Annotated in this window: 22 protein-coding genes and 1 pseudogene; 8 read left to right on the forward strand and 15 right to left on the reverse strand. The window is 74.0% G+C overall.

Annotated elements, in window-relative coordinates; all coding sequences use genetic code 11:
- The first annotated feature begins 1 nt into the window (after window position 1).
- The gene (locus HZZ00_RS22625; protein WP_180328154.1) at window positions 2-1,045 is read left to right on the forward strand and encodes an LLM class F420-dependent oxidoreductase; all 1,044 of its coding nucleotides are present in this window, start codon (window positions 2-4) and stop codon (window positions 1,043-1,045) included.
- Between the two features lie 8 nt (window positions 1,046-1,053).
- On the opposite strand, the gene HZZ00_RS22630 is transcribed toward HZZ00_RS22625, so the two are convergent.
- Window positions 1,054-1,704, reverse strand: coding sequence for a response regulator transcription factor (locus tag HZZ00_RS22630; protein WP_180333664.1), 651 nt, complete (start codon window positions 1,702-1,704; stop codon window positions 1,054-1,056).
- Between the two features lie 5 nt (window positions 1,705-1,709).
- Window positions 1,710-2,927, reverse strand: coding sequence for a sensor histidine kinase (locus tag HZZ00_RS22635; RefSeq protein WP_257585088.1), 1,218 nt, complete (start codon window positions 2,925-2,927; stop codon window positions 1,710-1,712).
- 92 nt (window positions 2,928-3,019) lie between these two features.
- Between HZZ00_RS22635 and HZZ00_RS22640 the strand changes: the two genes are divergently transcribed.
- Both HZZ00_RS22640 and HZZ00_RS22645 read left to right on the forward strand, forming a co-directional pair.
- A complete protein-coding gene (locus HZZ00_RS22640; RefSeq protein ID WP_180328155.1) occupies window positions 3,020-3,982 on the forward strand; it encodes an ATP-binding cassette domain-containing protein in 963 nt (320 codons plus the stop codon).
- A gap of 2 nt (window positions 3,983-3,984) precedes the next feature.
- Window positions 3,985-4,734 (forward strand): ABC transporter permease, encoded by a 750-nt coding sequence (locus HZZ00_RS22645; RefSeq protein ID WP_180328157.1) that lies wholly within the window; start codon window positions 3,985-3,987, stop codon window positions 4,732-4,734.
- A gap of 30 nt (window positions 4,735-4,764) precedes the next feature.
- On the opposite strand, the gene HZZ00_RS22650 is transcribed toward HZZ00_RS22645, so the two are convergent.
- The 6 genes from HZZ00_RS22650 to HZZ00_RS22675 form a co-directional block, all read right to left on the reverse strand.
- The gene (locus tag HZZ00_RS22650; protein ID WP_180328158.1) at window positions 4,765-5,802 is read right to left on the reverse strand and encodes a BTAD domain-containing putative transcriptional regulator; all 1,038 of its coding nucleotides are present in this window, start codon (window positions 5,800-5,802) and stop codon (window positions 4,765-4,767) included.
- A gap of 75 nt (window positions 5,803-5,877) precedes the next feature.
- Entirely contained in the window at window positions 5,878-6,063 is a 186-nt protein-coding gene (locus HZZ00_RS22655; protein ID WP_180328159.1) for a hypothetical protein, read from the reverse strand.
- 240 nt (window positions 6,064-6,303) lie between these two features.
- A complete protein-coding gene (locus tag HZZ00_RS22660; protein ID WP_257585092.1) occupies window positions 6,304-9,285 on the reverse strand; it encodes a BTAD domain-containing putative transcriptional regulator in 2,982 nt (993 codons plus the stop codon).
- Window positions 9,286-9,404: 119 nt separating this feature from the next.
- Window positions 9,405-11,120: a hypothetical protein gene (locus HZZ00_RS22665; protein WP_180328161.1), complete on the reverse strand. Its 1,716-nt coding sequence runs from the start codon at window positions 11,118-11,120 to the stop codon at window positions 9,405-9,407.
- Between the two features lie 113 nt (window positions 11,121-11,233).
- The gene (locus HZZ00_RS22670) at window positions 11,234-11,410 is read right to left on the reverse strand and encodes a hypothetical protein (RefSeq protein ID WP_180328162.1); all 177 of its coding nucleotides are present in this window, start codon (window positions 11,408-11,410) and stop codon (window positions 11,234-11,236) included.
- Window positions 11,411-11,626: 216 nt separating this feature from the next.
- A complete protein-coding gene (locus HZZ00_RS22675; protein WP_180328163.1) occupies window positions 11,627-12,202 on the reverse strand; it encodes a hemerythrin domain-containing protein in 576 nt (191 codons plus the stop codon).
- A 238-nt stretch (window positions 12,203-12,440) separates the two neighbouring features.
- Here HZZ00_RS22675 and HZZ00_RS22680 point away from each other — a divergent pair, with 238 nt between their 5' ends.
- On the forward strand, window positions 12,441-12,866 hold the full coding sequence (locus HZZ00_RS22680) for a DUF6027 family protein (RefSeq protein WP_180328165.1): 426 nt from the start codon (window positions 12,441-12,443) through the stop codon (window positions 12,864-12,866).
- A 150-nt stretch (window positions 12,867-13,016) separates the two neighbouring features.
- Window positions 13,017-13,478 (forward strand): annotated as a pseudogene (locus HZZ00_RS22685) (NUDIX domain-containing protein); the annotation flags it as partial.
- 256 nt (window positions 13,479-13,734) lie between these two features.
- On the opposite strand, the gene htpG reads toward HZZ00_RS22685, so the two are convergent.
- Entirely contained in the window at window positions 13,735-15,636 is a 1,902-nt protein-coding gene (gene htpG / locus HZZ00_RS22690; protein WP_180328167.1) for a molecular chaperone HtpG, read from the reverse strand.
- An 80-nt stretch (window positions 15,637-15,716) separates the two neighbouring features.
- The gene (crcB, locus tag HZZ00_RS22695; RefSeq protein WP_070022543.1) at window positions 15,717-16,091 is read right to left on the reverse strand and encodes a fluoride efflux transporter CrcB; all 375 of its coding nucleotides are present in this window, start codon (window positions 16,089-16,091) and stop codon (window positions 15,717-15,719) included.
- 337 nt (window positions 16,092-16,428) lie between these two features.
- Here crcB and HZZ00_RS22700 point away from each other — a divergent pair, with 337 nt between their 5' ends.
- A complete protein-coding gene (locus tag HZZ00_RS22700; RefSeq protein WP_180328168.1) occupies window positions 16,429-17,286 on the forward strand; it encodes an LLM class flavin-dependent oxidoreductase in 858 nt (285 codons plus the stop codon).
- Between the two features lie 359 nt (window positions 17,287-17,645).
- Here the strand turns inward: HZZ00_RS22700 and HZZ00_RS22705 are convergent, their stop codons facing one another.
- From HZZ00_RS22705 to HZZ00_RS22725, 5 genes are all read right to left on the reverse strand, one after another.
- Window positions 17,646-18,182 (reverse strand): hypothetical protein, encoded by a 537-nt coding sequence (locus HZZ00_RS22705; RefSeq protein ID WP_257585099.1) that lies wholly within the window; start codon window positions 18,180-18,182, stop codon window positions 17,646-17,648.
- A gap of 217 nt (window positions 18,183-18,399) precedes the next feature.
- Window positions 18,400-19,380: a zinc-dependent alcohol dehydrogenase family protein gene (locus tag HZZ00_RS22710; protein WP_180328169.1), complete on the reverse strand. Its 981-nt coding sequence runs from the start codon at window positions 19,378-19,380 to the stop codon at window positions 18,400-18,402.
- A 106-nt stretch (window positions 19,381-19,486) separates the two neighbouring features.
- Window positions 19,487-19,954 carry a hypothetical protein gene (locus HZZ00_RS22715; RefSeq protein WP_180328170.1) on the reverse strand — a complete coding sequence of 156 codons (468 nt, stop codon included), beginning with the start codon at window positions 19,952-19,954 and terminating at the stop codon, window positions 19,487-19,489.
- A 2-nt stretch (window positions 19,955-19,956) separates the two neighbouring features.
- The gene (locus HZZ00_RS22720) at window positions 19,957-20,277 is read right to left on the reverse strand and encodes a hypothetical protein (RefSeq protein WP_180328171.1); all 321 of its coding nucleotides are present in this window, start codon (window positions 20,275-20,277) and stop codon (window positions 19,957-19,959) included.
- Window positions 20,278-20,310: 33 nt separating this feature from the next.
- Window positions 20,311-20,997: a DJ-1/PfpI family protein gene (locus HZZ00_RS22725; protein WP_180328173.1), complete on the reverse strand. Its 687-nt coding sequence runs from the start codon at window positions 20,995-20,997 to the stop codon at window positions 20,311-20,313.
- Between the two features lie 204 nt (window positions 20,998-21,201).
- Between HZZ00_RS22725 and HZZ00_RS22730 the strand changes: the two genes are divergently transcribed.
- Together HZZ00_RS22730 and HZZ00_RS22735 are read left to right on the forward strand one after the other, a co-directional pair.
- Window positions 21,202-22,140: a GlxA family transcriptional regulator gene (locus HZZ00_RS22730; RefSeq protein ID WP_180328174.1), complete on the forward strand. Its 939-nt coding sequence runs from the start codon at window positions 21,202-21,204 to the stop codon at window positions 22,138-22,140.
- A 172-nt stretch (window positions 22,141-22,312) separates the two neighbouring features.
- Window positions 22,313-23,437: an XdhC family protein gene (locus tag HZZ00_RS22735; protein WP_180328175.1), complete on the forward strand. Its 1,125-nt coding sequence runs from the start codon at window positions 22,313-22,315 to the stop codon at window positions 23,435-23,437.
- The last annotated feature ends 20 nt before the right edge of the window (window positions 23,438-23,457 follow it).

Genomic DNA, 23,457 nt, shown 5'->3' on the forward strand with positions numbered 1-23,457 from the left:
CGTGCAGATCTCCATGCAGCTCAAGTACGACGGCGACATCGTGGGCGCCGCGGCGCAGGCCGCCGAACTCGAACGGGCGGGGCTCGATCTCATCTGGGTGCCCGAGGCGTACGGCTACGACGCGCCCAGCTTCATGGGTTTCCTCGCCGCCCGCACGGAGCGGCTGGAGATCGGCTCCGGCATCCTGTCGGTGTACAGCCGCACCCCGGCGCTGCTGGCCATGACCGCCGCCGGTGTCGACGCGCTTTCGGGCGGACGCTGCCACCTCGGGCTCGGCTCCTCCGGTCCGCAGGTCGTCGAGGGGCTGCACGGGGTGCCGTTCACCGCCCCGGTCACCCGCACCCGCGAGACGATCGAGGTCATGCGGGCGTTCTGGAAGCGGGACAAGCCCGTGAGCTACGAGGGCGCGTCCGTGCGGCTGCCGCTGCCCGAGGGGCAGGGCAGCGGCCTCGGCATCCCGATGCGGCTGCTTACCCCGCCGGTACGTCCGTCGGTCCCGGTGTGGGTCGCCGCGCTCGGCCCGAAGAACGTCCACATGGTGGCCGAGACCGCGGACGGCTGGCTGCCGATGTTCTTCGTGCCCGAGTGGTGCGACCAGGTGTGGGGGCCTGCGCTCCGGGCCGGCGCGGCCGCCCGCGACCCGCGGCTCGGCCCGCTGCGGGTCTCGGCCGGCGGACTGCTCGCCATCGGCCCGGACGCCGCCCGCGCGCGGGAGCTGGCCCGGGGCCAACTCGCCCTCTTCATCGGGGGCATGGGCGCACCCGGCCACAACTACTACCACGACCTGGTCGCCCGCTACGGCTACGCGCAGGAGGCGCAGGCCATCCAGCGGCTGTTCCAGGCGGGCGACCGGGCGGGGGCCGCGGCCGCCGTCCCGGACGCGCTCCTGGAGGCCACCACGATCTGCGGCCCGGAAGGCTATGTACGGGACCGGCTGGCCGCGTACCGCGAGGCGGGCGTGACCCACCTCCAGATCGTGCCGGTGCCGCAGGACGGCGAGAGCGAGGCCTCCGTCGTGGCCCGGCTGAAGGAGATCACCGGCTGACCGGCCGCTCACCGCGGTTCGATGAACCCGGACTCGTAGGCGATCACCACCGCCTGGGTGCGGTCGCGCGCGCCCAGCTTGGCCAGGGTGCTGCTGACATGGGTCTTCACGGTCTGCACCCCCAGGAACAGCTCCTTGGCGATCTCCGTGTTGGACATGCCCCGCGCCATCAGCCGCAGCACCTGCGCCTCCCGCGCGGTGAGCTGGGCACGGGCCAGGGCGTCGCCGGAGCCGGGCCTGCGGCGCCCGGAGACCAGGGTGCGCAGGGCGGCGGGGAAGAGCACCGAGTCCCCGGTGGCCACGGTGCGCACGGCCTGGACGATCTCGGCCGGCCGGGAGCGCTTGAGCAGGAAGCCCGACGCTCCCTCCTTGAGGGCCTCGTAGACGTAGTCGTCGTGCTCGAACGTGGTGATCACCAGGACCCGGGGCGGTTCCGGGACGGCGGCCAGCAGATCGCGGGTCGCCGTGATGCCGTCGACCCGGGGCATCCGGACGTCCATCACGACCACGTCCGGGCGCAGCCGGCGCACCAGACCGATCACCTCGGAGCCGTCGGACGCCTCGCCGGCCACGGTGATGTCGGGGCTGTTGCCGAGGATCGCGGCCATGCCGGCCCGGACCAGTTCCTCGTCGTCGACCAGCAGGACGGAGATGGGCATCGTGGTCATGACTCCAGCCGCAGGGGAAGGCGCGCGCTGACGATCCAGCGCCCGGACTCGGACCGTGCCGTGGCCCGGCCGCCCAGCAGCGCGGCGCGCTCCCGCAGGCTGCGCAGCCCCTTGCCGGTGCCGTGCGCCCGCCGGGTGCCGGGCACGAGCGTGTTGGCCACGCAGAGGTCGACGTGCTCGTCGGTGAGGTCGAGGACGACGTCCACGGGCGCGCCGGGCGCGTGCTTCATCGCGTTGGTGAGGGCCTCCTGGAGGATGCGGTAGGCCTCCCGGGAGACGACCCCGGGCACGGCGGTGACGTCCTCGGCGGTACGGGACCGCACGGTCGCCCCGGCCGCCCGGCTGGCCTCCAGCAGCTGGCCGATGTCCGCGAGGGTGGGCCGGGCCGTGCGGGCCGCGGGTCGCTCCGCCTCCTTCAGATGGCCGAGGGTGCGTTCGAGGTCGTCCATGGCGCGGCGCCCGGTCTCCTCGATGGAGGTCAGCGCGCGGACCGCGAAGTCCCGGTTCACGTCGATGAGTTCGCGGGCGGCACCGGCCTGGAGGACGGTCGCCGTCAGGGCGTGCCCGATCGAGTCGTGCAGCTCCGCGGCGAGCCAGTTGCGCGCCAGCAGCTCGTCGGCCAGGCGTTCGGCGTCGGCCAGCCGCTCGGCCGTGGAGGGGCCCAGCAGCCTCCTGGCGACGGCGAGCTGGACCTGTCCGGCGCCGATGACGACCCCGGCGATCAGCAGCAGGGCAGGCGGTACGAGGGCCAGCACCCAGGTGCGCCCCGGACCGCCCTCGATCTGCACGCCGAGCACGGTGCTGGTGCGTTCGAGGGCGGGCACGGTGGCCAACGTACCGGTGACGGACAGCAGTTGGGCGAGAACACTGGCGACCAGCAGCCCCCACCAGGCGCGCACGACCAGCCAGAGACCGGTGCGCCAGCCCGCCGCCGGCCCCCTGGCCGGGGCGAGCCCGATCTGCCCCTCGCTGGCGGGGACCAGCATCATCCGGGCCTGCAGCCCCTCGGCGTGCCGCACCGCCGGCACCAGGCCGAGGAGGAGCAGCAGGGGCACCGGCACCACGGCGGCCGCGGCCAGGGTCCTCGGCAGCGAGGGGGAGAAGCCCGGGTAGACGAGGACGCACACCGGTCCCACGGCCGCGCCGATGAGCACGTGCAGGGCGCGGGAGTAGGTGGCGCCCCTGGTCAGGGCGGCGTAGAGCTTCAGATGCACGATGCCGTCCCCCGCCGTCTCCCTCTCAGGGGGGACACCGTTCCCGCCGCGGGGGGATCCGGTGTCGGCGGCGTGCTGGTTCGCTCGGTGGCATGAGCAGCGACAGCACTTCCCCGGCCGGTGAGGACCCGCCCGCGATCGACGTCCAGGGACTGGTCAAGGCCTATGGCGAGCGCACCGTGGTGCGCGGGCTCAGCTTCCAGGTGCGCTCCGGTCTGGTGACCGGCTTCCTCGGTCCGAACGGGGCCGGCAAGTCGACCACCATGCGGATGATCCTCGGTCTCGACCGCCCGCAGGAGGGCCGGGTCCGCGTCCTCGGACACGCCTATCCCGAACTGAAGGAGCCGCTGCGCCACGTCGGCGCCCTCCTGGACGCCGGTGCCGTGCACCCCGCCCGCACCGCCCGCGACCATCTGCTGTGCGTCGCCCGCGCCAACCGCATCGCGGACCACCGCGCGAACGAGGTGCTGGAACAGGTCGGTCTCGCCCCGGCGGCCAAGCGGCGCGTCGGAGGCTTCTCGCTCGGCATGCGGCAGCGGCTGGGCATCGCCGCCGCCCTGCTCGGCGACCCCCGGGTGCTGATCCTCGACGAGCCGGTCAACGGCCTGGACCCGGAGGGCATCCGCTGGCTGCGGACGTTCCTGAAGGACCTCGCCGCCGAGGGCCGGGCCGTGTTCGTCTCCAGCCATCTGATGGCGGAGACGGCGCTGCTCGCCGACCGCCTCGTCGTCATCGGCAGGGGCCGGCTGCTGGCCGATGTGTCCATGCCCGAGTTCGCCGAGGAGCACGGCCGCGGCCGGGTGCGGGTCCGCACCGCCGACCCCGCACGGTTGCGTCAGGCCCTCGGCCGCAAGGGGCTCCGGGTGGAGGGCCCCGCGGGCGACGGCTTCGAGGTGTACGGCGCGAGCACCGACGAGATCGGGCTGATCGCCGCTCACGAGGGCGCTCCCGTACTGGAGTTGACCCGGATCGAGGACTCTCTGGAAGACGCTTTCATGCGCATGACCTCCGACGCGATGGAATACGTGGCGCGACCCCTGGGAGAGGTGGCCTGAGGATGTCGGTCAACGCCGTTCTCCACTCGGAGTGGACGAAGATCCGCTCGGTCCGCTCGACCGTCTGGACACTGCCGCTCGCCGCCCTGCTGCTGATCGGCATCGGCGCGGGCGTGTGCGGCTCGGTCGGCGCCGACGACGCCGGGGCGAGGTCCTTCGACCCGGTGCAACTCGGTTACTACGGCATCTTCTTCGCCCATGTCATGGTAATCGCCTTCGCGGTGCTCGTGGTCGGCAACGAGTACAGCACCGCGACCATCCGCACCTCCCTGGCCGTCGTGCCCCGGCGCGGGTTGTTCTACGGCGCCAAGCTGGCCACGGGGGCGGCCCTGTCGCTGGTGGCCGGGGTGGTGGCCTCCGCCGGTACGTTCCTCGTCTCGCAGCGGCTGCTCGCCGGCCACGGCGCGCACCTCGGGGACGCGGGCACCGTGCGCGCCGTCGTGGCGGGCGCGCTGTACTTCCCGGTGCTGGCCGTGATGTGCATGGGCATCACCGCGATGCTGCGCAGCCTGACGCTCGCCATGGGCCTGCTGGTTCCGTTCCTGTTCCTGGTCTCCCCCGTCCTCGCCGAGATCCCGGGGCTGCGCGACCTGGCCTGGTACCTGCCGGACCGGGCGGGCCAGTACCCGCTGCGGCTGCACCTGGACGCGGCGGCGCCCTACGGGCCGGTGACCGGCTTCCTGGTGATGGTGGTCTGGGCCGTGCTGGCCGCGACCGGCGGCTGGCTCGTGCTGCGGCGCCGGGACGCGTGAGCGGGCGCCGGGCGGCCGCGTGCCGGTCCGTCAGCGGCCGGCTTCCTCCCGGAGCACGGCCATCTGGGCGCCGCGCAGTTCGTCGCCGGGAGCGATGCCGCTCAGCTCGCGCAGCCGCCGGTCGACGCGGACGTACAGCTCCAGCGCCTCCGCCCGGCGGCCCGACCCGGCCAGCGCGGTGATCAGGCGGGCGTGCAGCCCCTCGTGCAGCGGCTCCTCCCGGGCGATCGGTTCGAGCCGGGCCAGCACCTCCTCGTACTGCTCCCGCGCGAGGGCGAGGTCGGTGAGCCGCAGCGCGGAGGTGACCCGCCGCCGGGACCGCTCGACGGCGACCGGGTGCCGCTGGAGCGCCGAAGGCATCCCCTCCAGCAGCCGTCCGCGCCACAGCCGCAGCGAGTCGCCGAGCAGGGCGAGTTCGGTGGCCGGGTCGGCGGCGGCCCGCGCGGACTCGGCCGCACGCGTGAGGCGGTCGAACTCCAGGACGTCGAGGGTGGCGGGGTCGTCGGCCCGGAGTTCGTAACCGGTCCCGCGCCGCACGACCGACATGCGGCCGGCGCCCGGCACATGATGCGTCTCCAGCAGTCTGCGGATGCGCGAGACGTAGGTGTGGATCAGCTGGCCGAAGGAGTCCGGCAGCCGGTCGCCCCACAGGACGTCGATGATCTCGTCGCGGCCGACGGCCCGGTTGGGCTGGAGGGCCATCAGGCCGAGCAGCAGCTGCTGCTTGGGCGTCCCGGTGGCCAGCTCCCCTCCGCCGTGGGAGGCCGAGAGCCGGCCCAGTATCCGCAGGACCAGCGGCTCGTTCGCGCAGGTGCGGGCGCGGGGACCGTCCTGCGCCTCGCCCACCCGGGCGAGCAGTTCCGGCTCCTGGAGGGCGCGCGCGATACCGCGCAGCGATCCGGTGCGCGGGTCCCGTACCCGCCCGCGCTCGATCTCTCTCAGGGTGCGCAGACCGATCCCCGATCTCCTCGCGAGGTCCTGCTGGCTCACCCCGCGGCTCGTCCGCGCGCTGCGCACGATCTCGGCCACCGCCGGCTGGGCCAGCGCTGTGGAACTGCTGCTGTTCATGATCTCCCCGTTGTGTCCGTCACCGTCGCGCCGGGCCGTCGGAATCCCCCTCCGGCGGTCCACTTCGGGCCCCCTTCAGCCCCTGCTGTTCCACTCGTCGGGGACCGACGCCTCGGGCTGGTCGGCGCCGTCGGCCCGCACGCTCAGGGAGGACCCGGCGGCCGGCCCGGTGTGCTGGACACCGGCCGTGAGGAGAAGCGCCGACATGGCGGCCGCGGCGGCGAAGGTGGTGCGCACGGCGATGGAATGGCTGGAAGGCATCGTCACGTCTGCTTTCGCTCGGCTTGCTTGCTCGTGACCGGAACTCTGCCAACCGGTGATCTACACCGGATATTCGCCGGATATAGCCTCGATCCCCACCGCGGCACCGGCATCTACGCGACGTCTATGCGACGTCTGTACGGATCTCCGGACGGATCTCATACGGACCTCTTGCGGAGCTTCGTACGCGGCTTCGTACGGAGCTCCGCGGGCCCGTCCGGAGGGACGCGGAGCCGTCGCTCACTCCGGGGTGGAGAGGGACGCCACGAGGTCCGTCGCGTCCTCGGCGTCGGGCAGCCCCAGCCGGGTGAGCACGGACGCCGCCTGCCGGGCGCGGGCCAGTGCCTCCTCCCGTTCACCGAGATCGGCCAGCGTGCATCCGAGGACGAGCAGGGCGAGGCCCCGGTCCCGGTCGGCGCCGCGCTGCTCGCTCAGGGTCAGGGCCCGGCCGGCCTCCCACAACGCCTCGTCGCCCCGGCCCATGACCCGCAGGGTCTCCGCGAGCCGGAAGCGGGCCTGCGACTCCTGCCCGCGGATCTGCCAGGTGTCGCAGATGTCCAGGCACTCCGTGTGGCTCGCGACCGCGTCGGCGTACCGTCCCAGCTCGTGCAGGGCCATGCCCCGGACGTACAGCGCGTAGGCGATGCCGTAGTGGTCCGCCACCTCGCGCAGCGCCGTCAGCGTCTCGTCGCAGACCCGCAGCGCCTCCTCGGCCCGGCCGCTGCGCAGTGCCGCCTGCGCCGCGTTCAGCGTGGTCACCAGTTCGCCCGAGCGGTGGCCGAGTTCCCGTGCCAGCTCGATCGCCTGCTCGTAGCACCGCTCCGCCTCCGCGTAACGGTGCTGGAACTGCGCGATGAGCCCCCGGTCGTTCAGCGTCTGGCGCAGGATGACCACGTCGTCGGCGCGCTGGCAGGACTCGCTGGCGAGCCGGGTCATCAGTTCCGCCTGTTCCAGCCGGGCGTTCTGGAGCGCCGCGTTGCCGCAGACGAACCGGGCGCGCCCGGCCGCGTAGTCGTCACCGCGCCGAGCCGCCGTCTCCGCCAACTGCGCGGCGGCCGAGGCGAGTTCGCCGTAGGCGATGTCCTTGCCGAACGGGCTCAGGGCGACCAGGAGGTCCGCGGCCAGCCGCAGCGTCCGGTGCTCCGCGCCCATCGGGCCGTGCGCGGCCAGGGTGACCGCGTTGGCCACGCACTCGAACTCGGTGCTCACCCAGTCCAGTGCGTCGGCCATGTCGGCGAAGGGCGGTGCGGGTTCGGACGCCGCCGTGCGGAAGATGTCGGCGGGGTCGCCCGGCACCATGCACTGGAAGGCCGCGCACGCGCGGGCCACCAGGTGCTCCAGGAGCGGGGCGAGGACCGGGACGCCCGCCTCCGGGCCGCCGTCGCCCGGGGACGTCCCGAGCTGGAGCGCGTAGGCCCGCACCAGGTCGTGGTAGCGGTAGCGGCCGGGCTGGGGGGCCTCCAGCATGGCGGCGTCCACCAGTGATTCCAGGCTCTCCTCCGCGTCGTGCTCGTCCAGCCCGAGGGCCGCGGCCGCCGCCTCCAGTCCGATGCTCGTGCGGGCCACGGGGGCGAGCAGCCGGAAGGCGCACGCCTGGTCCTCGGGCAGCTGGCGGTAGCCGAGTTCGAAGGCCACGGCCACCGCGAGGTCGCCTGCTCGTAATTCGCCGAGCCTGCGCTGCTCGTTGGCCAGCCGGCGGGTCATGGTCGCCAGCTGCCAGCGGGGCCGGCCCGCGAGCCGGGAGGCGACGATGCGCACCGCGAGCGGCAGATTGCCGCAGGCCTGCACCAGTTCGGCCGCCGCGTCGGGCTCGGCGGTGACGCGTTCGGGGCCGGCGATCGCGGTGAGCAGCGCGACCGCCTCCTCGGTGTCGAAGACGTCGAGGGCCACGGCGGCGACCGTGGAGATCCCGACGAGCCGGGTGCGGCTGGTGACGAGGACACCGCAGTCGGCGGAGCCCGGCAGCAGCGGCGCGACCTGCGCCGCGTCCCGGGCGTTGTCCAGCAGAAGCAGCACCCGCCGACCGTCGAGCAGGGTGCGGAAGAGCCGCGCGCGGTCCTCCGTCATGGCCGGCAGGGTGTGGGCGGGCACGCCCAGCGTGGCGAGCAGGCTGCCGAGGACGGCACCCGGGTCGGCCGGCTCCAGCCCGCTGCCGCGCAGGTCGGCGTAGAGGTGTCCGTCGGGGTACTCCTCCTTGACCCGGTGGGCCACCCGCAGCGCCAGCGTGGTCTTGCCCAGCCCGCCCATGCCGCTGACCACGGCGACCGCGAGCGAGGACCGCCCGGCCGCGGTGAGGGCCCGGCACAGGTGCTCCACGTGCCCGGTCCGTCCGGTGAAGTCGGAGGTGTCGGCGGGCAGTTGGGCGGGACGCGGAGGAACCGGCGCCGGTGCCGCCCCCACCGCGTGGTCCGCCTCCTCGGCGCCGGCCGCCCGGATCGTCTCGGGTTCGTGCGCCGGGGTGTGCAGCGAGGGGTCTCCGAGCAGCACCTGTTCGTGCAGCGCGGTGAGTTCGGGCCCGGGGTCGACGCCCAGTTGCTCGGCCAGCACGTCACGGGCCCGGGTGTACACGGCGAGCGCGTCGGCCTGGCGTCCGGCGGCGTACAGCGCGCGCATCAGGAACGCGTACGGCCGTTCCTTCAGCGGGTGTTCCCGGATGAAGGCCGTCAGATCGGGGATGAGCGAGCCGTGCCGGCCCGCGCGCAGCTCACACTCGAAGAGTTCCTCCTGCAACCCCAGCCGCAGCTCGGTCAGCCGCGACCGCTGCTGCTCGGCGAACGGCCCCGGCACTCCGGTCAGCGGGGAACCCTGCCAGAGGTCCAGGGCCTCGGTGAGCAGCCGGCCGCAGGCCTCGTCGTCCCCGGCGGCCCGCGCCCGCTGCGCGTGCCCCGCCAGGTGTTCCGCGCGGTCGGCGTCCAGCGCCAGCGGCGGGACGACCAGACGGTAGCCGTCGTGCTGGGAGACGAGGAGTTCGGGCGTGGCCGCGTCCTTCTCCAGGGCCCGTCTCAGCCGCCAGGCGTAGGTGCGCACGCTGGCGAGCGCGGAACTCGGGGCCTCCTCACCCCAGACGGACGCGAGGAGTTCCTCGGAGGACGTCGCTCTGCCCGAACGCAGCAACAGGGCGACGAGCAGCGCCTGTTGCTGTGGTGATCCGATGTCCAGTGCCCGCCCGTCCCGGTGCACACGCACCGTTCCGAGCACGGCGAACCCAATGGCTTCCGCCACGAACCGGCCTTCCTATTCACCGGACGCGCCCCCGTAACGCACCGCCACCAGACGACGTCCGAGTATCCGGTGAACAGGCTCACGAATATGCCATGAAGTGACGGGAAGAAGCCAGGCCCTCACACGTCCGCCAAGATCACCTGCACCACGTACGGGAGCACGACCGCGGCCTGCGGATCGTGATCCAGCAGCACCGCCACCGGCGTCCGGCCCTGGGCGCGCAAGGCCTCGGCGAACCGCGGCCGCCCGGCCGTCCCCCTGGGATTCGGGAAGAATTCCGCGGGCCTTTCCTGTTCCGGTGTGATCGCCGGTACGGCCCCGGCGGGCAGCCGCTGGGCGAGCAGGGCACGCTCGGCCGCGGTCCGTATGGCCTCGGCCCGGGTGGCGCCGACCGCGAGGGCCGTCCGGGAGCCGAGCCGGATCCCGCAGGCCGGCACGGACAGCAGGGCGGAGAGGTCGTGGGCGACCGGCTCGCCCAGCGCGCGCAACAGGGACAGCGGATGGGCGGTGCCGGGTGCCTCATCCGCCGGCAGCGGCAGCCGGGGCACGCGCGTCGTGCGGTCGGCGAGCCGCCGCGACAGCAACTCCTCGCAGTGCTGGGCGAGCCCGGCCTCCACGGCGTGCGCCCAGGTCAGTCCGGCCGCGGCGCCGACGGGCGGCCGGTAGGGCACCCCGCCGTCCGGGGCGGGATGGGCCTCCCGGGCGGGGACCCTGCGCAGTGCGCCGGTCACCAGGTCCAGCCCCCAGGCGTCGGTGCCGTCGTCCCGCGCACGGGCGGCGCGGCATCCGTAGGCGGCGAACGTACCGTAGGCGGCGAGCGCGGTGAGCAACGTATGCGCTCGCGCCGTCTCGCGGTCCCCGCCGTGGCCGGTCACCACGGCGTCGGGCGTTCCGGCGGGCCGGGCCCCGAAGGGGTCGGCGACGGCCGTCCGGCACTCCCAGCGGGAGCCCGCCCCCAGCGTGACCTCCTCGCACCGCGTCGGTCCCAGCAGTCCGGTGCGCGGGTCCGTCACCGCGTCGGCGCGCGCGCACAGCTCGCCGCCGTCGACGGCCTCGCCGCCCTGCCTGCCCAGGAACGCCGCCCGGGCCCGGACCTCGGTGACCCTCGGCGTGGGTCCGTCGCACAGCGGCAGGATCCGGTGCGGGCCGGTGGTGCCGTGCGGCAGCTGCGTGCGCAGCAGGTACGGGGTGCCCGCCGGCCGCGCGGTGCCGGTCGCACACGCGAACCAGGCGCGCAGCAGCTGTCCGGCGGCGATCTCGGCGGGCCGGCCGCCGTCCGCCACCGGCGTGCGGCGGGGAACGCCGCGCAGCCGCCGCCACGCCGACGCCGCGGCGGTTCGCGCGGCGGGGCCCAGCGGGCCGGTCCACAGCTCGTCGTCGCCGATCAGGGCCTGCCCGAGAGACACCCCGGTGGCGGCGCACCGTTCGGCCGTCGCCGCGAGTTCGCGCACCGAGCCGGACAGGTGCAGGACGACGTCCGCGGCACCCGGCGTGTCCAGATCGAGGTCCGGTCTCGGCCGGACTCGCTGGGCGCCGTCGCGCCGGGCCCGCTCGACCAGCGCGGTGAAACCGGGATCGGACGGGTCGGCGCCCACGACCCCGATGTCCCGGCAGCCGGCCCGCAGGGCACCGGACAGCAACGCGGCGGACAGCGAGCCCCCCGCTCCGACGAGCAGCAGCCGCCCGTCGCGGTAGCGGCGAAAGCGCGACTCGGGTGAGCCGGCCGGACCGAGGGAGCCGATCTCGGTCGCGTACTCCCGCAGCTCCTGCGCGGTGAGCGGCGCCCCGCCCCGCGACGGCGCGCTCCCCCCGTCCGGCCACGCCTCAACGCTCACCCACGGTTCCATGTCCACAGGTAACAGGGATGCGGTAAATGTCGGATCTACATCCGTTATGAAGTTCGCTCTATGTCACCCCTCGGGTGCGGGAGGGCCCCCGGCGCACTGGCTCAGATGAAGATGAAGAACAGGACCAGGATCACCACCACCGCCACGACGAACCAGATCAGCGCGTGCCGGTGCCCGGTGCTCGGCCGGTCCTCCGGACCGCCGCCACGGGGCCGGTCCTCCGCCATCCGGGGATGTTCGGGCCGGTCCTTGGAGTAGAAATCGTCGCCGCCTGCCATGGGCTCACCCTCCTTACCTCGCCGGCGCCCGAGTACCCGCGCGCCTCTGACCTCATGCGACACACGCCCGGGCCGACGGGCCCGGGGGCCGCGCCGCCCGCCGTCGGGCCGGTGCCCCGGGCGGGGCACCGGCGCGTGCGCACGGCGGGGCGGCCACGACCGTGCGTGGCCGCCCCGCCGGAAGATCCTGTTCCCGTGCCGACCGGGACGCTCGTGTCAGTCCTTGCTCAGCGCGTCCTTCGTCCGGTCGACCATGGCGGCGAAGGGGCCGGTCAGCCACTGGGCCGCGGTGGACCCGGCCACCTTGGGATGGGGGTGGGTGGGCGCCATGCGCTCCACCGACTGCAACCGGCTGCCCATCTTCCGCAGCTGGTCCTCCGGGCATCCGGCGCGCACGGCGGGGAACTCCTGCTGCTCCTCGTTCTCGGCGTGCTCCAGGACCGACCTCTCGAACTCCGCCAGCCGACTGATGAACTCGGCGCTGTCCACGTCCATCTTCTCCAGCTCGGACAGGACCTTGTTCGCCTCGGCCTCCTCCGCGTTGCGGGCGTCGGCCTCGGCCTTCCCGGCCTTGTCGGCGGAGACCGGCCGCAGGATCATCTGCTCGGCGGTCTCGTGGACGGCGAGCAGGGCGCGCAGCTCGTCGAAGGTCTTCTGCTTCTGCTCACCGCTGGACTGCTTCACCTTGCCGAACAGCTCCCTGATGCGGGCGTGCTGCTCCAGCAGGATCGCCACGACATCGCCCTCCGGCAGCCGCGCGGCCTGGTCGCGGTCCTTCTGTGCGTCACCCATGATCGTTTGCTCCTTGTCGGTCTCGTGTCGGCGTACGTCGTGGATCTGTGGCCGGTCCGCGGTCCGGGCCTCTGGCCAGGTCGTACGAGAGCGCTCGCGGCCGCCCCGGACACCGGGGCGGCCGTCCCCCTGAGTACCCGCTTCCGCCGTTTTGATCGCGGTGATTCACCCCGGCGGCGGATCCCGGCCGCGACGGCGGGGCATGATGACGGGCAGGCGTCGCCCGAGGGGAGGGACCGTGAGCACCGTGCCGCACGACGAGACCGGCCCGCGGGAGGAGCCGGTGATCCGGCTCGACCGCTGGAACGCCACCTGGCCGGCCGACGATCCGCACGCCAACTTCAAGTCGGACGTCGTCCTGTACGGCCGGCTCGATCCGCTGGCCACCCTGCGCGGCATGTCGGAGAACCTGGGCATCCCCGTGGGCGCCCTCGCCCGCTATGTGCTGGCGCGGTGGGCCACCGGCGGCAGCGGCGGGCTGCTGGAGATCGGGCCGGTGATGGTCCACCGGCTGTGGGAGCCGATCGCCGAGGCGGAACAGCGGGACAGCGACAGCGAGCGGCTGCGCGCCTACCACCGGCTGCGGGAGATGATCTCCTGGCTCAAGCTGCCGCTGGACGATCCGTCCGTGTATCCGGCCCAGTACGAGGACGACGCCGAGTGATCGGTGGACCGACCCGGCCGGTGCCCCGCCGGACGACACGTCGAGGCACGGCATCCGCAATTACGACCCGCGGGTACCAGCCCGCCCCCGCCCCTCCCTCGCACCCGTCTCCCCCAGGAGTTCCCCGTGTCCGTGCCCGGCGTCACCCCCGTCTCCAGCCGCGACCGCTCCCCCGGGCCGCCCGTCCCGCACGCCGCCGTCGGTGTGGGAGTGATCGTCCTCGGCGACGAGGGGCTGCTGCTCGGCCGGCACCGGCGCGGCACGCTCGAACTGCCGGGCGGCACCGTGGAGGCCGGGGAGTCGCTGGAGCAGACCGCGGTCCGCGAACTCGCCGAGGAGACCGGGCTGGTCGCACGGACCGAGGACGTCCGGCTGCTGGGCACGCTGGTCGACCACGTCGAGGACGTCGTACGGGTGACGGTCGGCGCCGTCGTCACCGCCTGGCAGGGCCGACCGGCGACGCAGCCGGACGAGCGGGTCGGCGACTGGGCCTGGTACCCCCTGGACCGGCTGCCCGACGGCCTGTTCGTGTGCAGCGCCCAGATTCTCACCGCCTGGCGCCCCGACCTCCCCGTCGACCACGCGCCGGCGCACTTCACGCCGTACGCCTAGGGTCTTTCGTTTGGATCAGGCCGGATCAGGGAGCGGGGTCTGGTGCGTGCAGTTGCAAGGCGGAGGAGGGAGTCAACGCGATGGGGGTGCCCCCGCGCGAGCGAAGCCGAGCGTGGGGGAGTTGGCGACCGCCGACAACGCCGCAGATGTGCGTGCCAGACCCCGCGAGCCCGGCATGATCCAGACGAGAGGCCCTAGTACCCCTGTCCCGGGCGGCGCGCCGTCCGACCGGTCGCGCCGCCCGGGGCTTTCGGTGTTACAGGGCCCGTTCCAGCCGCTCCGCCATCAGCTTGACGAAACGGGCCGGTTCCTTCGGCTGGCCGCCCTCGGCGAGGACCGCCAGGCAGTGCAGCAGCTCGGCGGTCTCCGCCAGTTCGGGGGCCTCACCGCGCTCGGTGTACGCCTGGTTGAGGCCCTTCACCAGCGCGTGGCCGGGGTTCAGCTCCAGGATGCGCTTGGCGGTGGGCACTTCCTGGCCCATGGCCCGGTACATGTTCTCCAGGGCCGGGGTGAGGTCGCCCGCGTCGGAGACGACACAGGCCGGGGAGACGGTGAGCCGGGAGGACAGGCGCACCTCCTTGATGTCCTCCGCCAGGTGCTTGCCCATCCAGTCGAGCAGCCCGGCGTACTCCTCGCTCTGCTTCTCCCGCTCGCCGCTCGCGGCCTCCGCGTCCTCGCCGTCGAGGTCGATCTCGCCCTTGGCGACGGACCGCAGCTTCTTGCCCTCGAACTCGCCGACCGCGTCGACCCACACCTCGTCCACCGGGTCGGTCAGCAGCAGCACCTCGATGCCCCGCGCGCGGAACGCCTCCATGTGCGGGGAGTTCTCGATGCTCTGCCGGGAGTCGCCGGTCAGGTAGTAGATGTCGTCCTGGCCGTCCTTCATCCGCTCCACGTACTGCTTGAGCGTGGTCGGCTCGGTGTCGTGGCGCGTGCTGGCGAACGAGGAGACGGCGAGGAGGGCGTCGCGGTTCTCCGCGTCGGTGACCAGGCCCTCCTTCAGGACGGTGCCGAACTCCCGCCAGAACGTGGCGTACCGGTCCGACTCCTCGGCCATCAGGTCCTTGACGGTGGACAGGACCTTCTTGGTCAGCCGGCGCCGCATCATCTCGATGTGGCGGTCCTGCTGGAGGATCTCGCGGGACACGTTCAGCGAGAGGTCCGCCGCGTCGACGACGCCCTTGACGAAGCGCAGGTACGGCGGCAGCAGCGCCTCGCAGTCGTCCATGATGAACACGCGCTTGACGTACAGCTGCACGCCGCGCCGGAAGTCGCGGGTGAACAGGTCGTGCGGGGCGTGCGCGGGCAGGAAGAGCAGCGCCTGGTACTCGAAGGTGCCCTCCGCCTGGAGGCGGATGGTCTCCAGCGGGTCGCGCCAGTCGTGGCCGATGTGCTTGTACAGCTCGTGGTACTCGTCGTCGGACACCTGGTCGCGCGGCCGGGCCCACAGCGCCTTCATCGAGTTGAGGGTCTCGGGCTCGGGCTCGCCCTCGTCGGTCGCGGCGCCCTCGGGGGTCATCCGGATCGGCCAGGTGATGAAGTCGGAGTACCGCTTGACGATCTCCCTGACCTTCCAGGCAGAGGTGTAGTCGTGGAGCTGGTTCTCCGGGTCGGCCGGCTTGAGGTGGAGGGTGACCGAGGTGCCCTGCGGCGCGTCCTCGACCGTCGTCAGGGTGTACGTGCCCTCGCCGCGCGAGGTCCAGCGGGTGCCCTGCTTCTCGCCCGCGCGCCGGGTCACCAGGGTGACCTCGTCGGCCACCATGAAGCCGGAGTAGAACCCGACGCCGAACTGGCCGATGAGCCCCTCCTCGCCGGCCGCGTCCTTGGACTCGCGCAGCTCCTTGAGGAACGCGGCGGTGCCGGAGTTGGCGATGGTGCCGATGAGCTGACCGACCTCGTCGTACGACATCCCGATGCCGTTGTCCCGCACGGTGAGGGTGCGGGCGTCCTTGTCGATGTCCAGCTCGATGTGCAGGTCCGACACGTCGGCGTCGAGCGAGTCGTCCTTCAGCTTCTCCAGGCGCAGCTTGTCGAGCGCGTCGGACGCGTTCGAGACGAGCTCGCGCAGAAAGACATCCTTGTTCGAGTACACCGAGTGGATCATCAGCTGGAGCAGCTGACGAGCCTCCACCTGAAACTCAAACGTCTCGGTCGGCATGTTCGCGGATACCTCACAGGTCCTGTCGTCGGAACTGGCGGCAGCCACTGTAAAACACCTCGTCAGAGCGGGGGGCCGGATCAGGTCCAGAGGGCCTGGGCGAGGGCGGCGCCGGTGAAGGCCGCGCCGAGTCCGGCGACGACGCTCGCCACCACGTTGGCGGCGGCGAGGAAGCGGGCGCCGTCCTCGGCGAGCCGCAGCGTCTCGTAGGAGAACGTGGAGTACGTGGTCAGCGCCCCGCACAGCCCGGTGCCGATCAGGAGCTGGGCGTCGGAGGACATCCCGCCGGCCACGACCGCCCCGGTGACCAGGCCGAGGACGAGGCTGCCGACGACGTTCACGGTGAAGGTGCCCCAGGGGAAGACGGTGTCGTGCCGCGACTGCACGGCACGGTCGGTGAGGTAGCGCAGCGGTGCGCCCACGGCGGCCCCGGCGACGACGAGCAGCCAGTTCACGAACTCTCCTTGTCCTGATGGTGGCGGCGAGGTCCAGCAGGCCGGTGGTGGCCCGGCCGGCGCCGGTCAGGCGCGCCCCGGCCGGCCACAGCAGGGCGGCGCACGCCCCGAGGGCACCGCCCGCGGCCACGGCCGCGAGGACCGGCAGCTGTCCGCGCCACGGCGCGGGCGGCCGGGCGGACACGGGTGCCTCGGTGCCGGCTTCGGCGGCCTCCTCGATCAGGGCCTGTCAAGGATAGCGCGGGCGCGGAACGGCCGGACGACGAGCCGGCGAAGCCCGGGGCGGCCGGTGGCGAAGTCGATTGCCGGGGCCCGGCCGTCCGCCCATCATGTCGGGATGCGCTTCTCCGTGAACGTGCCAAACTTCGGTGACTTCGCCGACCCCCGTGCCGTCGCCGTCCTGGCCGGCGCCGCCGAACAGGCGGGCTGGGACGGGCTGTTCGTCTGGGACCACGTGCTGCACCGGCGGCACCAGGGACGCCCCTTCGCCGACCCCTGGATACTGCTGACCGCCGCCGCGCTCGCGACCTCGCGGATCCGCCTGGGCACGCTGCTGACTCCGGTCCCCCGGTACCGCCCGGAGCAACTGGCCCGCCAGGTGGCCACGTTGGACCGGCTGAGCGGCGGCCGGGTGATCTTCGCGGCGGGCCTCGGCGGCCCGGTCGAGGACGAGTACGGCAGCTTCGGCGACACCGCCGGGCCACGCGAGCTCGCCGGCCGGCTGGACGAGGGCCTGGAGCTGGTGACCCGTTTCTGGTCCGGTGAACCGGTGGACCACCACGGCCGGCACTACACGGCCCGGGACGTGACGCTGCTGCCGCCCACCGCGCAGCGGCCGCGCCCGCCGGTCTGGATCGGCGGCTTCTGGCCGCACCGCCGGCCCATGCGCCGCGCGGCCCGCTGGGACGGCGCGGTACCGCTCTTCGAGACCGCCCGCCACGGGCAGGTCCCGGACCTGGCGCAGGTGCGGGAGCTGGTCGGCTTCGTGCGCGAGCAGCGGGCGGGCGAGGAGGAGCGCCCCTTCGAGTTCGTCCTCGGCGGGGCCACGGATCCCGCCACTGCCCCGGACGTGATCGGCCCGCTGCGCGACGCGGGCGCCACCTGGTGGGACGAACGGCAACTCCAGGGCGGTCCCGACCTGGACCGCCTGGCCCCGGTGCTGCGCCGCGTGGAGGCGGGACCACCGGCCCTCTGACACGCCCCCGCCCCTAGGGCCTCTCGTCTGGATCATGCCGGGCTCGCGGGGTCTGGCACGCACATCTGCGGCGTTGTCGTCGGTCGCCAACTCCCCCACGCTCGGCTTCGCTCGCGCGGGGGCACCCCCATCGCGTTGACTCCCTCCTCCGCCTTGCATCTGCACGCACCAGACCCCGCTCCCTGATCCGGCCTGATCCAAACGAAAGACCCTAGGCCCTCACCGGCGGAAGCGGGGCAGCCGGCCCTCGTCGAGGCCGCGCGGCTGCCGGACGCCCCCCCGTAGCTCGCGGCCGTCCCCGCCGATGGTGGTCCCGACGGGTGAGTGCCCCGCAGATCACCGTCCACTGCGATCCGGATTCAGTCACCCGGCGAACGGCCCGTGAGCCCGCGGGTCACCGGCGCCGTCGCGGGCGGGCCGCCGCGGTGCTCGGCGCCGCGCGGCCACACCACCTCGACGTCGACGCCGTGACTGCGGGCGTAGGCCACCAAGTGGGCGGTCGCGTCCCGGCCGTCGGAGGGTGAGCCGTCCCATACCGCCAGCAGCCTGCCGCACGAGCGCACGAGGGCCTCGTCGGCGGTGATGCAGGAGGCGCGGTCGGCGGGGTCGTACTCCAGCAGGCGCACCATCTGCGACAGCAGCAGCAGTTCGCCGGCCGCCTTGCGGTCCGGCTCGGCGACGGGGGCGGGCATGCCCCGGCGGGCCGGCAGCACCGTCACCAGGGCCAGCCCGGCCGCCCGCGCGGCCCGTCCGAACGCCACGGGCAGGCCCCTGCCGGCCCGGACCAGTCCCGCGCGGCCCGCGCGGGCGCGGTCCGCGAGCCGCGAGCGCAGTTCCTCCTCCAGCAGGGCCAGCGCTGACGGGGTGAGGTCGTGATGTCCGACGACGGCGATCACTCCTGGCCTTCCCTTCTCCGCATGCGCCGATCATCGTCATCCGCGGCGGTCGGGCACAGGGCCCGTCGGTCGGGATCTCAGGGCCGACAGGCCCCTGGGCCGGGGGTGCGCGGTGTGCTTGGGGGGCCGCTGCAAAGATGCGGCGGGGCCCCGGCCGGACCGGTCGGCGGCGGTTGTCGCGGCGCTTCCCGCGGTGGCCGCGGGTGGCCGCGGCCTGTCACCGCTGCGGCTCGATCAGGATCTTCCCGGGCCGCCCGGCCGCGGGGCTCCCGAGGTGGGCGGCGAGGCCGCCGAGGCCGACGCGGGCCGCGACGGCCGTGTGCAGACGCCCTCGGCGCAGGTGCTCGAAGACCGGGGCGAACAGCTCGGGCAGGTGCCGCCCGGCGTCCTGGTGGACCGTGTCGCGCAGCCGGAACAGTTCCACGCGGGCGCTCCCGTGCCCGGTGAAGCACTCCGCCGGGAGCGGGCGTCCCGACAGCAGGCCGTAGTGGACGAACACGCCGTCGCCGGCGGTCAGCGCGCACACGTCACCGCCCACGGCGCCACCGACGCAGTCGAAGGCCACCTCGATGCCGTGGGGTCCGGTCACCGCCCGCAGCCGTTCGCGCCAACCGGGCTCGTCCGTGCGGATCACGGCCCGCCACCGGGTCGGATCGGCGACCGTCCGCCCGGGTGTCCCCCGTACGACCCCGACCGGCGCGACACCGCGCTCGCTCAGGAGTTCCGCGAGGTGCCCGCCGATGGCCGACGTCGCCGCGGTGACCACCACGTGACGCACGCCGGGCCGGCAGTACCGCTCGACCATCGTCACGGCCGTCAGCGGGTTGATGTAGGCGAAGCAGGCGACGTCGTCGGGGATGTCGTCCGGAACGGGGACGCACCAGGAGTGGCCGAGTCGTTTGTACTGCTGCCAGGCCCCGGCGGAGCCCAGCGGCAGCACCCGCCGGCCGAGCGCGGCGGCGGGCACCCCGGGGCCGACGGCGTCGATCACCCCGACGCCCTCGAAGCCGGGGACCATGGGGAACGACGTCCGGGTCCCGTAGGCGCCCGAGACGGTGACCGCGTCGGAGGGGTTGACGGTCGAGGCGAGCATGCGCACCACGACCTCGCCCGCACCGGGGGCCGGTGGCGGGGGCACTTCGCGTACGGTCAGCACGTCGGCGAGCGGACCGGGCGCGTCGACTACGGCGGCCAGCACCGGTGGCCTCCCTCCCGTACGCGATCGGAACGGTTCATCCTACGAACGGCGGGGAGCACCGCCGCGACCGGCACCGGCTTCGGCGGCGTATCCCACCGCCCGGCCCTCACGCACCCGTGGTCGACCCCGGTCGGACGATCATCAGGACCGTGACCGTGGCCCACAGCAGGTTGAACAGGCCGGTGAGCATGGCCAGCCGGGCGGGCGCCCGGAGCACGGGGCTCGGGGTCGCGTCCTTCAGGGCGTCGAGTACGCCGCTCTGCGCGGGCAGCACCAGGAGGGCCAGGACGGCGGCGGCCGCGGCGGTCAGGACGACGGAGGTGATCAGCCAGGCGCTGCCCATGACACCCATCGCGCCGGCCGTGGCGAACCCGAGGACCGGGACGGCCGCGCCGACGGCGGCGTACACGCGGCAGATGCGGTGCAGCAGCCGCAGGGTGCCGAGCGCGTCCGGGTCGCCGGGTGCGTGGTGGGCGCGGCGCAGGGCCGGCGGGAACATGCTGGCGGCGACGGTGACCGGGCCGACGGCCACGACGGCGGCCAGGACGTGCAGGCAGAGGAAGAGCTTCGTCATGGTCAGCGCTCCGCACCCGCCGGTCCGACACGGCGTACGCCGGTGACCTCGCAGGCCGGGAGGCGGCCCGCCCTGGAGGTGCCGGTGAGGGTGTCGCCGGTGACGGTCACGGCGAAGGCCAGGTTCAGGCGCAGCGGCCTGGTGACGGACTGCCGCCAGGCGAGCCGGTCGCCGTCCGGCACGAGGTCGGTGAGCGGTACGTCCTGGCCCGCGCCGTGGGCGGTTCCGGTGAGGACACCGTCGTCGTACCGGAACCGTGCGACGGCCTCGATCCTTCCGACGGGGGTGGCGATGGTCAGGTCCCAGGTGCCTTCGGGGGACATGCTGGTGTTCCTTCTGTCGTGGGGCGGAGGGGGTCAGAAGTGGGCGGGCCGCGGGCCCCGGGCGCGCCAGACCGTGCCCCGGCGCTCGTGGGCGAACAGTTCCTCCACGGCGTGTGCGATGCGCGGGCCCACCTCCCGTTCCAGCAGGTACAGGCCCAGGTCGAGCCCGGAGGTGACGCCCGCGCCGGTGACCAGGTCGCCGTCGTCGACGACGCGGGCGGTCACCGCGTGCGCGCCGGTCGCGTCGAGCAGGTCGAGGCCGAGGTGGTGGGTCGTGGCGTGGCGGCCCTCCAGCAGGCCGGCCATGGCCAGGACGAGGGAGCCGCCGCACACGGCGCTCACCGTCACCTCGGGGTTCTCCATCGCGGCCGTCAGCAGCGCGGGCAGCTCGGTCTCCAGGGTGCGGCCGAGCAGGACGGTGATGAACTCGTCCCGCCGCTGCCCGTCTCCCGTGTCGTCGGCGGGGAGCTCGCCGGGTTCGCCCACGCGGCCCGAGGCGCCGGGGACCAGGACCAGGCCGGGGCGCGCGGGGTCGAGGGCGGCGGTGGCACGCAGCGTCAGACCGCCGGTGCCGCCGACCACCTCGCGCGGCCCCTCGGCGCTGACCAGTTCCACGCCGACCGCGCCGGGCGCGGCGATGCCTCCGGCGTACAGCACCTCGAAGGGGGCGACGACATCGAGCGGGTCGAAGCCGTCGAACAGGACGATCTGGGCATGCATGAACGGTCCTTCACAGGGGTGTCCGGGGGGACGCCCGGCGAGCGCCGGGCCGGCCTCGAACGTAACGGGCCGCCGCCGGACCTCCCAGTGGCAGGAGTGACAGTGTTCAACGGAAAAGTGACAAGCCGCGGAGATGGCCGTTGACCTGGGGCTCCAGGAAACGGGGGCGGGGTTTTCCCTCCGGCGGGCGGGTATGGTCGCGCCATGCTCACCGTCGCCGTTCTCGCGCTGGACCAGGTGATCCCGTTCGACCTGGCCACCCCGATCGAGGTCTTCAACCGGACCCGCCTTCCGGACGGCCGCCCCGGCTACCAGGTCCGGGTGTGCGCGCCGCGACCGGAGGTGGACGCCGGGGCCTTCGTACTGCGCGCGCCGTGGGGCCTGGACGGGCTCGCCGGCGCGGACACGGTCGTCGTGCCCGGTACGGCCACCCCGGAGGTACCGCCCGGCCGGGACGTGTGCGACGCGCTGCGCGCCGCCGCCGCGGACGGCACGCGCATCGCGTCCATCTGCACGGGCACCTTCCCGCTGGCCGCCACCGGTCTGCTGGACGGGCTGCGGGCCACCACCCACTGGGCCGCCGCCGGCCTGCTGGCCGCCGCCCACCCCGGGATCGACGTCGACCCGGACGTCCTGTACGTCGACAACGGGCAGTTCCTCACCTCGGCCGGCGCGGCCGCGGGCCTGGACCTGTGTCTGCACATGGTCCGCCGCGACTACGGTTCGGCCGTCGCCGCCGACGCCGCCCGGCTGTCCGTCATGCCGCTGGAACGCGAGGGCGGCCAGGCCCAGTTCATCGCGCACGACCACGCGCCCGCCCCGGGCGGCTCCGCCCTCGAACCGCTGCTCACCTGGCTCCAGGAGAATCTCGGCCGCGACCTCGCCCTCGCGGACATCGCCGCCCACGCCGGGACCAGCACCCGGACCCTGATCCGCCGCTTCCGCGAGCAGACCGGCAGCACCCCGCTCCAGTGGCTGCACCGGGCCCGCGTCCGCCAGGCCCAGCACCTGCTGGAGACCACCGAGCACTCCGTGGAGCGCATCGCCGCCCAGGTCGGTTTCGGTTCGCCGACCGCCTTCCGCGACCGTTTCAAGCGCACCACCGGTGTCAGCCCCCACACCTACCGCCGCACCTTCAGCTGACACCGGGAGGGCCGGGCACACGGCGCGGCGCGGGCCCGGCAGCCTCCCGGGCGGGGTGCCGGCCGCTCGCTTAAGCTGCCGTTGACCGGGGTGCCGTACGGCCTGCACGGCCTGCGGACGGGTACCGGTGGGTGTGGCGGGGGGGGTGCGCGCTGCCGAAGGAGGCACACGGATGCGGGACATCGCACAGGGCCTCTCCTCCTGGAGTGCGTCGGGCAGTCGGTTCGCCGTGGCGACGGTCGTGCGGACCTGGAAGTCCGCGCCGCGCCAGGCCGGCTCGTCGCTGGCGGTCGCCGAGGACGGAGAGGTGATCGGGAGCGTCTCCGGCGGCTGTGTCGAGGGGGCGGTGTACGAGCTGGCGAGCGAGGTCCTGCGAACCGGAGAGCCCGCGCTCGTCACCTACGGGGTGAGTGACGACGACGCGCTGGCGGTCGGCCTGACCTGCGGCGGGATCATCGAGATCCTGGTCCGGCCGGCGGGTGCGGGACGCTTCCCGCAACTGCCCGGCGTACTGGAGGCGATCGGCACGGGCCGGCCCGTGGCGATGGTGTCCCCGCTGCCCGCCCAGGGGGGCGGCGCGGAGCCCGACCCCACGGCCGCCCCGGCCGGGCGGATGATCGTCACCCCCTCCGGCAAGGAGGGCACGCTCGGGGACGCCCGGCTGGACTCGGCGGTGACCGAACGGGCGCAGGGGCTGCTGGCGCAGGGCAGCACCGAAGTGGTGCGTCTGGGGCGGTCGGGAGAGGAGCGGCGCGACGACCTCGCGGTGTTCGTGGAGTCCTTCGCGCCGCCGCCGCGGATGCTGGTGTTCGGCGCCATCGACTTCGCCTCCGCGGTGGCCCGGATCGGCAAGTTCCTCGGCTACCACGTCACCGTGTGCGACGCCCGCCCGGTTTTCGCCACGCGCCGGCGCTTCCCGGACGCGGACGAGCTGGTGGTCGACTGGCCGCACCGGTACCTGGAGTCGGCGGAGGTGGACGAGAACACGGTGATCTGCGTCCTCACCCACGATCCGAAGTTCGACGTGCCCCTGCTCCGGCGGGCGCTGCGCACCCGGGCCCGCTACATCGGCGCCATGGGCAGCCGCCGTACGCACGAGGACCGGCTGCGGCGACTGCGCGAGGAGGGCATGAGCGAGGCGGAACTCTCCCGGCTGTCCTCGCCCATCGGCCTCGACCTGGGCGCCCGCACCCCGGAGGAGACGGCCGTCGCCATCATGGCGGAGATCATCGCGCTGCGGTGGGGCGGGACGGGGCGCCGGCTGACCGAGACGACGCCGCTGCCCATCCACCGCTGACGTCCGCCACCGGCGGGCGG

Source organism: Streptomyces sp. NEAU-sy36, from assembly GCF_013423905.1.
GTDB classification, from domain to species: Bacteria; Actinomycetota; Actinomycetes; order Streptomycetales; family Streptomycetaceae; genus Streptomyces; species Streptomyces misionensis.

Coding starts and splice junctions, on each gene's coding strand:
- HZZ00_RS22630 (WP_180333664.1), bottom strand. CDS start 1,704: ATGCCCATCTCCGTCCTGCTGGTCGACGACGAGGAACTGGTCCGGGCC.
- HZZ00_RS22640 (WP_180328155.1), top strand. CDS start 3,020: ATGAGCAGCGACAGCACTTCCCCGGCCGGTGAGGACCCGCCCGCGATC.
- HZZ00_RS22645 (WP_180328157.1), top strand. CDS start 3,985: ATGTCGGTCAACGCCGTTCTCCACTCGGAGTGGACGAAGATCCGCTCG.
- HZZ00_RS22650 (WP_180328158.1), bottom strand. CDS start 5,802: ATGAACAGCAGCAGTTCCACAGCGCTGGCCCAGCCGGCGGTGGCCGAG.
- HZZ00_RS22655 (WP_180328159.1), bottom strand. CDS start 6,063: ATGCCTTCCAGCCATTCCATCGCCGTGCGCACCACCTTCGCCGCCGCG.
- HZZ00_RS22670 (WP_180328162.1), bottom strand. CDS start 11,410: ATGGCAGGCGGCGACGATTTCTACTCCAAGGACCGGCCCGAACATCCC.
- HZZ00_RS22675 (WP_180328163.1), bottom strand. CDS start 12,202: ATGGGTGACGCACAGAAGGACCGCGACCAGGCCGCGCGGCTGCCGGAG.
- htpG (WP_180328167.1), bottom strand. CDS start 15,636: ATGCCGACCGAGACGTTTGAGTTTCAGGTGGAGGCTCGTCAGCTGCTC.
- HZZ00_RS22700 (WP_180328168.1), top strand. CDS start 16,429: ATGCGCTTCTCCGTGAACGTGCCAAACTTCGGTGACTTCGCCGACCCC.
- HZZ00_RS22715 (WP_180328170.1), bottom strand. CDS start 19,954: ATGACGAAGCTCTTCCTCTGCCTGCACGTCCTGGCCGCCGTCGTGGCC.
- HZZ00_RS22720 (WP_180328171.1), bottom strand. CDS start 20,277: ATGTCCCCCGAAGGCACCTGGGACCTGACCATCGCCACCCCCGTCGGA.
- HZZ00_RS22725 (WP_180328173.1), bottom strand. CDS start 20,997: ATGCATGCCCAGATCGTCCTGTTCGACGGCTTCGACCCGCTCGATGTC.
- HZZ00_RS22730 (WP_180328174.1), top strand. CDS start 21,202: ATGCTCACCGTCGCCGTTCTCGCGCTGGACCAGGTGATCCCGTTCGAC.
- HZZ00_RS22735 (WP_180328175.1), top strand. CDS start 22,313: ATGCGGGACATCGCACAGGGCCTCTCCTCCTGGAGTGCGTCGGGCAGT.